Source organism: Flavobacterium sp. UBA5153 (genome assembly GCA_002413745.1).
Lineage (GTDB): Bacteria > Bacteroidota > Bacteroidia > Flavobacteriales > Flavobacteriaceae > Flavobacterium.
In genome coordinates this window covers 58,637-70,500 of the sequence record DHXP01000073.1, presented here as the reverse complement: position 1 = coordinate 70,500, position 11,864 = coordinate 58,637, and the positions used below count along the sequence as shown (strand labels likewise).

Genomic DNA, 11,864 nt, shown 5'->3' with positions numbered 1-11,864 from the left:
GTTCCTTTTTTGTTTTGTTAAATGTCTTGTTTTAATAAAATTAGGATTTATTCTTGATTCAAACTGAAAAATAAATCTAAATTGATAGAAATATTTTCTCAAAAAGATGTCCCTCCAAAATATTACAAATAACGCTCCCTAATTATTCTCAAATGATGATTTTGATGTCCTGAAATTAGAAAACCTATCGCTCGAACAGAAATTACATTATCCGAAGCCGTCCCTAAATTAGCAAGTTGTTCAGCGGAAAAATTTTTGAACAAACATAATGTTGACTTTCTGACATATCGAAATTCAGTCAATAGACTCTCCAAGGTTCTACTATTTGCCAAAGCATTAGGAACATAATCATTTTCTTCAAATCCTGCTAAAGGAGTTTTATCTCCACGCCCAATTCTTAATGCTCTATAAGCAAAAATACGTTCGGCATCAATAAGGTGAAGCAAAATATCCTTGATTGTCCATTTATCTTCTGCATAACGATATTCCAATTTTTCAACTGGAATGGTTGAAATAAAAGAAACCATTTTATCCAACCCATTTTCCAATCCTTCGATTAGACTTATATCTTCCAGCGCATTGATGTATGTTGCATTAAAAGAAGAATATTCGGTTTTTGACAATTCGTTCAGTTTCATAAAATAGGAATTAAGCTGAGTTTCTACTGGCGTTAGTGTTTCCAAAAAGCGAACGGGTAACTATCTTTTCGTATGTTTTTATCAAGTTCAGATCAGGGTCTTTTTCTTTGTTTAGTTCATTAATTTTCAACAAAGCATATTGTTGTATCGTCAATAATGGCAATACGATACGTTCTCTTATGTCAATTGAAGCTTTGCCATCAGGATAGTTTTCCATTAGTTCCTTATGTCCTGCAATTTTCAATAATAATCTTTTTGTTTCCAAAAATTCATCATAGATAATTTGCCAAAAAGAACCAAACTCAGGGTCGTTTTTCATATAAGCAGTCAATGGAAAAAATGACTTGGCCAAAGACATCATACTGTTTTCCAACAATGTTTTAAAGAACAATGAATTATTGTATAAATCCTGAACCTTTTCCCATTGGTCATTTTCTTCAAAGTGTCTTAATGCGAAACCCACTCCAAAAAAACCGGGCACATTTTGTTTCAGTTGGCTCCAGGAACCCACAAACGGGATAGCTCTTAAATCCTTGAAATTCAATTCATCAGACTTGTTTCTTTTTGAAGGACGACTTCCTATATTTGTTTTGGCATAATACTTTATAGTACTCATTTGTTCTAAATAAGGAATGAATTTTGGATGATTCTTAAAATCCAAATATTTCTGGTATCCCAATTCTGCCAATTGGTCCAACACCTCTTTTTCACTGGTGCTCAACTCATTTTCACCCTTGCTAAAAATTTGGTTAGTAACCCCGGCACTCAATAAATTTTCCAAATTATTTCGACATGAATCCAAAGTTCCAAAATTAGAACTTATGGTTTGTCCCTGAACTGTAACCTGAATCTCGTTGTTTTCGATATTTGGCCCCAAAGAAGCGTAGAATTTATGTGTTTTTCCACCACCACGCGCAGGTGGACCACCACGACCATCAAAGAAAATAACTTTAATTCCGTACTTTCTGGAAATGGCAGTAAGTTCTTCCTTCGCTTTATAAATACTCCAATTAGCCATTAAATATCCACCGTCCTTTGTACCATCAGAAAAACCAAGCATTATCGTTTGCTTTTTATTTCTGTTTTGTAAGTGATTGGCATAAGCAGGATTGGTGTACAATTTTTCCATAACTTCATGTGCATTTTGCAAATCATCAACCGATTCAAATAGCGGAATAATGTCGACCAATGGATTTTCCCAATCGTTTAATCGGATAAGCGCAAAAGTTTCCATTACATTAAGCGCACTTTCATTATTACTAATGATATAGCGATTTGCACCAAATTCACCATTTTTTGCCTGAATTTGTTTGATGGCCTGTATAGACTCGATAGTCGATTTTGTTATTTCATTTTCAAAGGTATTTGGATCAATATTTCCCGAGGCATTGGAAAGGACTTCAATCTTCTCCTCTTCTGACAATTGAAAATAATTCTTTGGAAAAATATTTGAATTTGAATTCACGAAATAATCAACCACATCCTTAAATACTGAATCATGAACTCTGCTGTTTTGACGAATATCTAAAGTGGCAAAATGAAATCCAAACAAATTTACTTTAATCAAAAGCGCATCCAATTCATCCAAATACAAAGATTGGTGTCTTTCAATTATTATGGTTTTAATTTTATTTAATTGTATTTTAAACTCATTTAAAGTGATGTGAATTTCGCCTTCTGAATAAAAAACAGAACGATATAATTTAAATTCAAGTTCCGCAACTAAAACGTCTACTTCATAGAACGTTAGCTTTCTTTTTAAATTTCTCATTTCGATATAATAACATTTTAATATCGAAATTCGAAGTCGCTCTGCTACTTTCAGCGTAATTTCAGTTGTCACAAAAGGGTTTCCATCACGGTCTCCTCCTGGCCAAAAACCAAGTTTTATTAATGGATTTTGAATTGAGTTCCCATCGAATATATTTTTTTGGAGGTAATGAACCATTTCTCCCGAAGTTTCATAAAATACGTTTTCGAGATACCAAATCAAACTTACCGCTTCATCAAACGGATTGGGTTTTTCGGTTTGGATAAAAGGAGTTTTTCCCAGTTGAGCCAACAATTGTTTAATGTCAAGCAAATTATTTTTTCGGATGGCATAAGTCAAATCATTGATAATACCGAGAACAGAGCCAGGGTAAAACTGTGTTGGATGAGCTGTTAAAACTGTTCTTACATTGAAATTTTCCAAGAAATCAATTAACTCTTCTTTCCTGTTCTTAGCATCTGATTGTTCTTTAATATCACGCAACGAACCCCTACCCTCCATATTATTTACAACAGGAAAGGCGGCATCTTCAATAGCATCAAAAAGAACAACTTGACGTTCTATATATTGAATAAAACGAAACATTAAATCTATTTTTTCTGATTCTGAAGCGTTGTGTAGATATTTCTTGGCAAAAAAATCAACAATTTCTTTGGGAGTTTCTTGCTTTTTGAAACCATTGTCACAAACATCTGCAAACAATGGAAGTAAAACTCCGGTATTATCTATGGAATGAAAGGGTAATGTGATAAAAACACTGTTGTAAATATGATATTTAGAAAGAACTTCTTGGTTGAAACGTTCAATTTTTGGAAGCGTATACATATTGTCTTAAATTTTATTATAGTTGGTAATAGTTAATCAAAAAAAAAAACCTCAAGAATTCACTTGAGGTTGTATTTAATAAATAGCTTTCAAGTGAATTACATATTTTTAAAAATAGTATGCATCAAACGCTTTTTGTCGTTTATACTTTCCTCAAGTGAAATCATAGTTTCTGTTCTATAAACACCTTCTATATCATCAATCATGAATATCACATCTTTTGCATGTTTAGTGTCCTTCGCTCTTATCTTACAAAAGATATTGAATTTTCCAGTGGTTACAGAAGCTACCGTTACAAATGGAATCTCGTTAATTCGTTGCAAAACAAACTTTGTTTGTGATGTGTTATTAAGAAAAACGCCAACGTAGGCAATAAAGGAATAGCCCAATTTATCATAATCAAGGACTAACGAAGAACCCATTATGATTCCTGCATCTTCCATCTTTTTCACTCTAACATGTACAGTTCCTGCAGAAATCAATAATTTCTTTGCTATATCTGTAAATGGAATCCTTGTGTTGTCTATCAACATGTCCAAAATTTGGTGATCTACTTCATCTAAACGAAACTTACTCATAATTCTCAAATTAATATTATTAGTTGCAATTACAAAAATTTTACATAAAAAGTAATTTAAATTTTATGCCTTCATCGAACCATTAACAAACTTTACATTGTTATCTAAATAAAAATCAGCTGTTTGACCTAATTTAGGAACATTATCATATTCATCTTTGTATCGTGCTTCATTCGCATTATATTCAAAATGTCCAAAATAATTATCTAATTCTCCTATCTTGACAATATAAGCATTAAAACAAAGCTTACCTTCTATTAGTTCTTCTTTGTATTGCGCAGCAAAATTCGTGATTATTTCAATACTATCATAATTTATTTTGATATTTTTATATATAAAATCATAAAAAACAACTTTATTTTGAGGAATACTCAAATAATTATCAAATTTATTGACAACTATATCGTTTTCGCTTAGTATTCTAAACGCCGAAATAAAGGCTATAAAAACATATTTACGCGTTTCTTCCCTAAGATAATCGTTTGCAAAATGTCCTGCTTCAATCAATACCGTAGGCACTCCCAACGATTGAAAAGTATCTCCAATGCAGTCTATATTGAACGAATCATCAAAACGGCCTATTTGGTTGGGAATATATTGCTGCAAAACAGCATTTATTTCGGCAATTAAATTGATCGCTTTCAGTCGTGATTCATTTATTTCCCGAGCTTCATTATAGGCTGGCGCCAAAAAGGACAAGGTTGCCGGTTTGCCGGTATTTCCCACACCAAAAATAGTACGCTGATCGTGGAGGTTAAAACAGTAATCCGGCTTAAAACTTTCAAAAGTTTCTCTCAGTGCCTTACTCTCCGGTTGTGATAGATTTTGAGAATCCCGATTTAAGTCAACTTTATTGGCGTTTTCACGTGTATATAGTTTTGCTCCATCGGGATTCAACATTGGTATACAACAAAAAGTAAATGTGGCTAGTAATTGATTGGCTAGTTTAGAATCGCCATTTAGCACATTTAAAAAATCAAAAAGGGCTTTTGTTGTTGTGCTTTCATTTCCATGCATTTGGGACCAAAGCAAAATTTTAGTTTTACCATACCCAATTTGGTAGGCATAAATTGGGTTATCGAGTACCGATTTTCCAATAATTCTCACTTGATTATTGGTGTCAAAATTTTTTAATAATGGCTCAATTGATTCCAAAGTAATATAACGCCCCTGCAATGATTGTTCTTTATATTGATTGAATAATTGTTCTGAATTCATGGTATATTATTTAATTCACAAAAGTAAACATCTTTATATTTACATTTGTAAACAATTAAAAATCATCCTTATTTAAATATGTAAACAAGATTCTCTCCTATAATGTGGCCTGTTTTATATCGAAAGTTGACATTTGTTTATCTAATAATATTCAATATTTATATTATTGTATATCAGTTAATTGCAGTACTTTAATTTATGTTTTTATTCCAGTTAATTATTGAATTTAAAGCGTTTTACAGTTGTAATTTTGGCGCTTTCATTCTTTTTAATTACATTTGTAAATCAATTGTTTTAAACACTGATTTACAATGGTAAACATAGAGGATTTTATAAAAAGATTAGAAATTATACTTGATTATTACAGTCTAAATGCTTCTTCCTTTGCTGATAAAATTGGGGTACAGCGTTCAAGTTTGTCTCACCTACTTTCAGGCAGAAACAAACCAAGCTTAGATTTTATTTTAAAAATTATTGAGGTTTTTCCCGAGGTCGATTTGTACTGGATTTTGAATGGCAAAGGAAATTTTCCAAAGTCGGAAAATAAAAGTGATGCTACTATTGTAACTCCTACTCCAACAATCAACAATCAAACTTTGGAAAATAAAATTGAAAACCAACCCGATTTGTTTTCCGAAGAATTGCCAAGCAAAAAAAATCGTGCAGAAGAAAATTTTGCAAATACTATTCCAAATACGCAAAACTCGGCGATTCAGAAAAACAGTTCAGAAATTGACCGAATTGTGATTTTCTATAAAAATGGAACTTTTAAACACTACTCCCCAGAATAATTATTTTTCTGGCATAAAACCGTATTCTGGAACTTTTCCGATTACACCTTCAAAATGTTTAAGCAAATTTTTTAAATCAGTTTCATAATTTGAAGTAGGATGAAATGGTTTGCCAATATTTACCATCTTATTGCCAAAATCAAATGCAATGGGAACTATGGGAACATTCGCTTTCAAAGCAATATAATAAAATCCGGTTTTTACTCCATTAACTTTTTTTCTGGTTCCTTCGGGTGCAATGGCAAGTCTAAACTCCGTATGTTTTTCAAATATAGTTGCAATAGCGTCCACTTTGTTCAAACTTCCCGTTCTATCTATTGGTGTGCCACCCATCCAATGGAAATAATATCCAAAAGGAAAACGAAACAACTCTTTTTTTGCAATAAAATTCATTTCTATACCCGTAATTCCCCGTGTAAATATCCCTAAATAGAAATCATGCCAACTGGTGTGTGGAATAACCATTAGAACGCACTTCTTGATGTTTCCGTCAAAAGCCCCCTCGATTTTCCAGCCCATTAATCGAAAGAAAATAAATTTGTAGGTACTCCGTTTCATTTGAAAACTATTTTGAGTAAATTTAGCATTAATCTCTTATTTTTGACAAAAATCATTTCAAATGTTCAAAAGACTGTTCAGTTATATTATTCCACTCAATATTTTCAAACAAAAATCTGTTATTAGTCAAACTTTGGAAGTCACTTGGACAAATGGCAAATTGGTTTTGGACAGTAATAACACCAATTATTCCTATGGAAGTTTGCAACGCATTTTAAGAAAGGGATTGAAAACCATCGGTTTCGAAAAAATAAAAACAATGGACAATATTCTTGTTTTGGGAGTGGCTGGTGGCAGCGTAATAAAAACTTTGGTTGACGAAATTAATTATAAAGGAAAAATTACAGGTGTCGAAATTGACAAAGCCGTGATTGAAATTGCAAATAAATATTTTCAACTCAACAAAATTCAAAATCTGGAAATAATTATCGATGATGCCTTTGAATTCGTCTTAAAAACCAAGGATAAATATGACTTAATCATAATCGATGTTTTTCAAGACACAAAAATGCCTAATTTTTTGTTTGAAACATTTTTCATCGACAGAATTTGCCACTTAATAAATCCAAAGAGCTTTATCCTTTTTAATACCATGTTGTTAAACGAGAAACAAAAACAGCTCAATTTGAATTATGAGAATAATTTCGATTCAAATAAATATGTGGTGACAAAAATCCGTAAACAGGAAGAATATAATGAATTGATTCTTGTTGAAAAAAAATCCTGAAATCCTATTATTTTGTTCATTTAAAAAAGTAAAGCAATTATTTAGTAAATTAGAAGACCTATTCCAATCGTATAATTATATGAAATCAATTATTAAAAAACTTTTATTGGGAAATGTCTCCAAGATTCAAAAACCAAAATTAAATCCTGTTCGAAGACGCATACAGAACATTAAATCTATTTGGAACAACGATCATCAGGATGATAACGGAATAGAAAAAATTGTTAGGTTGTTTCTTTCTTCCTCCCAATTGTTTTTTCCCGGAATTTATATCAAATATTTGGCCTGTAAAAAAGGTTATGAATATCAAGATATAGCATTAGATTTTTATATTTTGCTTAAAGTGGCATTTCCTTTATTGATTTTGGTTAATCAATGGCAAAATAATGGTTTTGTTATTTGGATAATGCTTTATGTTTTACTGGAAACTGTCTTGTATATACCCACATTGATTTTTGCTTCGGATTTATTTTCAAAACCGCGTTCTTATAAAAGGTCTATGCTCTTGCTTTTCCTTAATTATATAGAAATTGTATTTGCTTTTGGCGTTTTATATTCCTGCGATAGTTATTTGAATAAACCATTTGCTAATTGGTTTGATGCAATATATTTCAGCACAATTACTTCATCCTCCATAGGATATGGCGATTTTTATCCAGTAACCACCATCGGAAAAATGTTGGTAAGTACACAAGCCTTGTTGTTCCTGTTTTTTGTTGTGTTGTTTTTAAATTTTTTCTCTACCAAAATAAAAGCCAAAGGATATTTTGACCTTGAAAATGAAGATTAATTTTACAACATCCTCCTCGCCTTTTCCAAGTCTTCAGGCGTGTCTATGCCAATTCCCGCATTTGCGGTTTCGACCATTTTGATGCGTTTTCCAAATTCTAAATAGCGAAGTTGTTCCAGTTTTTCGGAAGCTTCCAGTGATTTCATTGGTAAACCATAAAAATCCAACAAAGCTTGTTTTCTGAAAGCATAAATTCCAATATGTTGAAAATAACGAACTCCTGCATTTCTCTCTCTTGGATACGGAATTACAGAACGCGAAAAATACAAGGCAAAACCGTTTTGATCCACCACAACTTTCACATTATTTGGATTGTTGATTTCGTCTTCATCGGTGATTTCACACATTAACGAGGCCAAATCAATTTTCCTTTCGGTATCGTTTTTAAAAACTTGAATCAGTTTTTCTAAAGCAACAGTATTGATAAAAGGCTCGTCACCTTGCACATTTATGACAATGTCCACATCATGATTTTCAATGGCTTCGGCAATACGATCACTTCCGCTTTCGTGTTCCTTGACACTCATTATGGCTTTTCCATCATGGGAAACAATTTCATTAAAAATCAAATCGGAATCGGTAACTACAAAAACATCGTCAAAAAGATTGGATTTTTTCGCCGCTTCGTAGGTTCTTAAAATCACCGTTTTTCCTCCCAAGTCCTGCATTAATTTAGCGGGAAATCGTGTAGAGGCGTAACGGGCGGGAATAACTGCTATTATTTTCATTTAATTGAGTTGCTTAGAAACTAAGACGCTAAGTTAGTATGTTTGTTGGGTATTGGATTCAACATATAAATGCAACTTTTGAAAGTTGTAATATGATAAAATATCTTTTTAGAAAAGAGAACAGAAAAATAAATTCTTTCTCCTTTGCTAAATGATTAAATTTATCTTACTGACTCCCCGACCAAAATTTGCAAGAGTATGAACCATTTAACGTTAGAGCAAAGATATGAAATAGAAGTATTAAGAACCGAAAATTATTCTTCCATGGTTATTTTCTAGTGGTTCAATAAATTAGATGGTTTATTTTCTTCTTATTTTTAGGGTGATTCAGTAGAATTAAAACAAAAAAACCGTCCTTTCGAGGACAGTTTCTAAACCAAAAACAAACTTTACTTATATTTTTACAAAGATATTAGTGTAATATTTTTTACCTTCTGAATTTACTCTTATGGAAATACCAAAATTAGTAAAATCACCTAGAATGTTTTCTTTATGTGTTGGGCTATTCAACCAAGCGTCTAAAGCAGCTTGCGGAGTGTTATAATTATAAGCGATATTTTCACCTACTGTTTTTGCTCCCAAGACTTTAATGATGTCTTCTGAACGTGCAACAAAATCATCATGATTAACTACATTATTCGTTATCATATAGTTGTCATGTTCTTCTGATTTATATGAAATATAATTGATTTGTTTCAATTCACTTAATCCAACGCTAGCTCTATAAGTGTTTATCAAAGCCATTGTCTCTAATTCAGATGTACTATATGTATAACTTACGGTTTTTAGTAAGGAAACTGCGGCAACAGGTGTTTCTGAATTATTTGTAGAACAAGAGTTCATGGTGAATACAATTGCAACTAGCAATAGTACTCGAAGTAATTTTGCTTTCATAATAAAGGTTGTTAAGTTTAAAGTAGATTGTGGGGCAAACTTCTTTAGGGTTATAATTGAAAGAACTTGTTTAATTGTTATGTAAATATACAAATAAAATCGTTTAAGTGACGAATAAAATCGACAAACTACACAAAATAAAATATTTAGCCTATATATTTCTTACATGTTATGTAAAATAATTTTATTCTTTAGTTAATAACCTGAACTCAATTAATAAAATATCATAATTGATTGGTTTTGAAGGTTTCATACCTAAGAGAAGTTTTTTTGTAAGAAATGGTAAGCTATCATTCCGCAATTAGATTGGTTAGAAAGTTGACAACCGAACGCGATGTCTGGAGTATTCTACTTTGGGATAAATTTTTCAAAGGAGAGCAAACTTATTTGCAATTATCCATCAAATGGGAATGTTCAATAAAAACAATTCAAAGAAGAACATACAAACATATTATTAGATTTGACAGGCTAAAATAAAGAGAAGTTATCGTATTAATGGATACAACTTATCGGTAGAAAATTTGGTGTAATGCTTTTTAAAGACAACATTATAAAAGAAAATCTCTTGAAATATTACGTTAAATATGAAACTAATTTAGCTTACATTCAAGGAATTGAAGATCTAAAAAGCAAGTTTTTACTGTTTTGACAATTGTTTGTAATGGAATAAGTCGTTGATTTAATGAATAGTTTGAAAAACAATTTTCCTTGGCTTTTTTCTGGGTATTAATGTTTACTCCACCAAAAATCCCAAATATAACAAATGCATAGATAGGCATTTTTCAGATTTAAAAAACCAAATTGCATAATACCCATAATGAATTGTCATTAAAACGAAAAATGAAATTTATAGATGAGTTTTTAAAGGTATAAGATCCTCATAAAATATCAAAGGGAATCGTAAAATTCCCTTTGATTGATATTTTCGTTGAACATCAAATTATATCCCTAATCAAGTTGCTCTCCAGCAGAGTTCGCTTCAGTTTTGTTTAATATTCAACGTTCTGAAAATTGTATATTAAATGTATTGATTAATAATATTTTCGAAAAGCTCTTGTTTTCCACTTTGTAAATTCAATTCACCGTTTTCTTGAGCAATTGAATACAAATCTTTTAGATTTAATTTTCCTTGTTCAAAATCTTTTCCTTTTCCTGAATCAAATGAACTGTAACGTTGTTTTCTTAAAGCATCATAAGATGAAGAAGTGATAATTTTATCAGCCGTAAGTAATGCTCTAGCAAAAGTATCAGCACCGCCAATGTGTGCATGGAAAACATCCTCCATATCTGTAGAGTTTCTTCTGATTTTTGCATCAAAATTAACACCTCCACCCTGTAAACCACCCGCTTTTAAGAAAACAAGCATTGCTTCGGTAGTTTCTTGTATGTTATTTGGAAATTGATCTGTATCCCAACCATTTTGATAATCGCCTCTGTTAGCATCTAAACTTCCTAACATTCCCGCTTTTGCGGCAGTTTCAATTTCGTGTTGGAATGTATGTTGCGCTAAAGTAGCGTGATTTACTTCGATATTCATTTTAAAATCTTTATCCAATCCATATTGACGCAAAAATCCAATAGCTGTGGCTGAATCAAAATCATATTGATGTTTCATCGGTTCCATTGGTTTTGGTTCAATAAAGAAATTACCTTTAAACCCCTGGGCTCTAGCATAATCCCTACACATGGCCAAAAATTGTCCCATATGGTCTAATTCTCTTCCCATATCTGTATTTAGCAAAGACATATAACCTTCACGACCTCCCCAAAACACATAGTTCTCACCACCTAATGCAATGGTAGCGTCCAAAGCTAATTTTATTTGACCACCAGCTCTTGCCAATACATTAAAATCTGGATTAGTCGCTGCACCATTCATATAGCGTGGGTTAGAAAAACAGTTTGCAGTTCCCCAAAGCAATTTTACTCCAGATGCGGCTTGTTTTTCTTTCAAATAATCTGTGATTGTAGCCAATCTACTTTCAGATTCTCCAAAAGTTGCTCCTTCTTGAATCAAATCATTATCATGAAAACAGTAATGACCAAAACCCATTTTAGTAACGAATTCAAAAGCTGCATCTGCTTTATCTTTTGCAGCTTGAATTGGATCATTCGATTGATCCCAAGGAAAATTTTGTGTTCCTGGTCCAAATGGATCTCCACCTTGCCCGCAGAATGTATGCCAGTATGCAATCGCAAATTTGAAATGCTCGCGCATTGTTTTACCGGCCACTACCTGCTCCGGGTTGTAGTATTTAAAGGCTAACGGATTATCCGACTCTTTCCCTTCGAATTGAATTTGACCAATTCCTTTGTAATATTCTTTATTCCCTAAAACTATCATTT

General features: G+C 32.0%; 11 protein-coding genes. 3 read left to right on the top strand and 8 right to left on the bottom strand.

Features of this window, described 5'->3' with window-relative positions; all coding sequences use genetic code 11:
• Positions 1 to 122: 122 nt before the first annotated feature.
• The 4 genes from B2145_RS14750 to B2145_RS14735 form a co-directional block, all read right to left on the bottom strand.
• Positions 123 to 638: a DinB family protein gene (locus B2145_RS14750; protein WP_291103838.1), complete on the bottom strand. Its 516-nt coding sequence runs from the start codon at positions 636 to 638 to the stop codon at positions 123 to 125.
• Positions 639 to 648: 10 nt separating this feature from the next.
• The gene (locus tag B2145_RS14745) at positions 649 to 3,234 is read right to left on the bottom strand and encodes a phosphoenolpyruvate carboxylase (protein WP_291103835.1); all 2,586 of its coding nucleotides are present in this window, start codon (positions 3,232 to 3,234) and stop codon (positions 649 to 651) included.
• A 98-nt stretch (positions 3,235 to 3,332) separates the two neighbouring features.
• Positions 3,333 to 3,812, bottom strand: coding sequence for an Lrp/AsnC family transcriptional regulator (locus B2145_RS14740; protein ID WP_073371425.1), 480 nt, complete (start codon positions 3,810 to 3,812; stop codon positions 3,333 to 3,335).
• Between the two features lie 63 nt (positions 3,813 to 3,875).
• The gene (locus B2145_RS14735) at positions 3,876 to 5,030 is read right to left on the bottom strand and encodes a M14 family metallopeptidase (protein WP_291103830.1); all 1,155 of its coding nucleotides are present in this window, start codon (positions 5,028 to 5,030) and stop codon (positions 3,876 to 3,878) included.
• Between the two features lie 311 nt (positions 5,031 to 5,341).
• On the opposite strand from B2145_RS14735, the gene B2145_RS14730 reads away from it, so the two are divergent.
• On the top strand, positions 5,342 to 5,821 hold the full coding sequence (locus B2145_RS14730; protein ID WP_291103827.1) for a helix-turn-helix domain-containing protein: 480 nt from the start codon (positions 5,342 to 5,344) through the stop codon (positions 5,819 to 5,821).
• On the opposite strand, the gene B2145_RS14725 is transcribed toward B2145_RS14730, so the two are convergent.
• Positions 5,822 to 6,379: a 1-acyl-sn-glycerol-3-phosphate acyltransferase gene (locus tag B2145_RS14725; RefSeq protein WP_291103825.1), complete on the bottom strand. Its 558-nt coding sequence runs from the start codon at positions 6,377 to 6,379 to the stop codon at positions 5,822 to 5,824. It lies immediately after the preceding gene.
• Positions 6,380 to 6,440: 61 nt separating this feature from the next.
• Here B2145_RS14725 and B2145_RS14720 point away from each other — a divergent pair, with 61 nt between their 5' ends.
• Both B2145_RS14720 and B2145_RS14715 read left to right on the top strand, forming a co-directional pair.
• Positions 6,441 to 7,106: a spermidine synthase gene (locus tag B2145_RS14720; RefSeq protein WP_291103823.1), complete on the top strand. Its 666-nt coding sequence runs from the start codon at positions 6,441 to 6,443 to the stop codon at positions 7,104 to 7,106.
• A gap of 79 nt (positions 7,107 to 7,185) precedes the next feature.
• Positions 7,186 to 7,896: a potassium channel family protein gene (locus tag B2145_RS14715; RefSeq protein WP_291103820.1), complete on the top strand. Its 711-nt coding sequence runs from the start codon at positions 7,186 to 7,188 to the stop codon at positions 7,894 to 7,896.
• 2 nt (positions 7,897 to 7,898) lie between these two features.
• On the opposite strand, the gene kdsB is transcribed toward B2145_RS14715, so the two are convergent.
• From kdsB to xylA, 3 genes are all read right to left on the bottom strand, one after another.
• On the bottom strand, positions 7,899 to 8,624 hold the full coding sequence (kdsB, locus tag B2145_RS14710; RefSeq protein WP_291103817.1) for a 3-deoxy-manno-octulosonate cytidylyltransferase: 726 nt from the start codon (positions 8,622 to 8,624) through the stop codon (positions 7,899 to 7,901).
• Positions 8,625 to 9,017: 393 nt separating this feature from the next.
• Complete coding sequence (locus B2145_RS14705; protein ID WP_291103814.1) at positions 9,018 to 9,518, bottom strand: CAP domain-containing protein; 501 nt, start codon at positions 9,516 to 9,518, stop codon at positions 9,018 to 9,020.
• Positions 9,519 to 10,536: 1,018 nt separating this feature from the next.
• The gene (gene xylA / locus B2145_RS14700) at positions 10,537 to 11,862 is read right to left on the bottom strand and encodes a xylose isomerase (protein WP_291103811.1); all 1,326 of its coding nucleotides are present in this window, start codon (positions 11,860 to 11,862) and stop codon (positions 10,537 to 10,539) included.
• Between the last annotated feature and the right edge of the window lie 2 nt (positions 11,863 to 11,864).

Bases quoted from the DNA above. Each gene is read 5' to 3' on its own strand.
- kdsB (WP_291103817.1), bottom strand. From the start codon at position 8,624: ATGAAAATAATAGCAGTTATTCCCGCCCGTTACGCCTCTACACGATTT.
- B2145_RS14725 (WP_291103825.1), bottom strand. From the start codon at position 6,379: ATGAAACGGAGTACCTACAAATTTATTTTCTTTCGATTAATGGGCTGG.
- B2145_RS14730 (WP_291103827.1), top strand. From the start codon at position 5,342: ATGGTAAACATAGAGGATTTTATAAAAAGATTAGAAATTATACTTGAT.
- xylA (WP_291103811.1), bottom strand. From the start codon at position 11,862: ATGATAGTTTTAGGGAATAAAGAATATTACAAAGGAATTGGTCAAATT.
- B2145_RS14715 (WP_291103820.1), top strand. From the start codon at position 7,186: ATGAAATCAATTATTAAAAAACTTTTATTGGGAAATGTCTCCAAGATT.
- B2145_RS14735 (WP_291103830.1), bottom strand. From the start codon at position 5,030: ATGAATTCAGAACAATTATTCAATCAATATAAAGAACAATCATTGCAG.
- B2145_RS14750 (WP_291103838.1), bottom strand. From the start codon at position 638: ATGAAACTGAACGAATTGTCAAAAACCGAATATTCTTCTTTTAATGCA.
- B2145_RS14740 (WP_073371425.1), bottom strand. From the start codon at position 3,812: ATGAGTAAGTTTCGTTTAGATGAAGTAGATCACCAAATTTTGGACATG.
- B2145_RS14745 (WP_291103835.1), bottom strand. From the start codon at position 3,234: ATGTATACGCTTCCAAAAATTGAACGTTTCAACCAAGAAGTTCTTTCT.
- B2145_RS14720 (WP_291103823.1), top strand. From the start codon at position 6,441: ATGTTCAAAAGACTGTTCAGTTATATTATTCCACTCAATATTTTCAAA.
- B2145_RS14705 (WP_291103814.1), bottom strand. From the start codon at position 9,518: ATGAAAGCAAAATTACTTCGAGTACTATTGCTAGTTGCAATTGTATTC.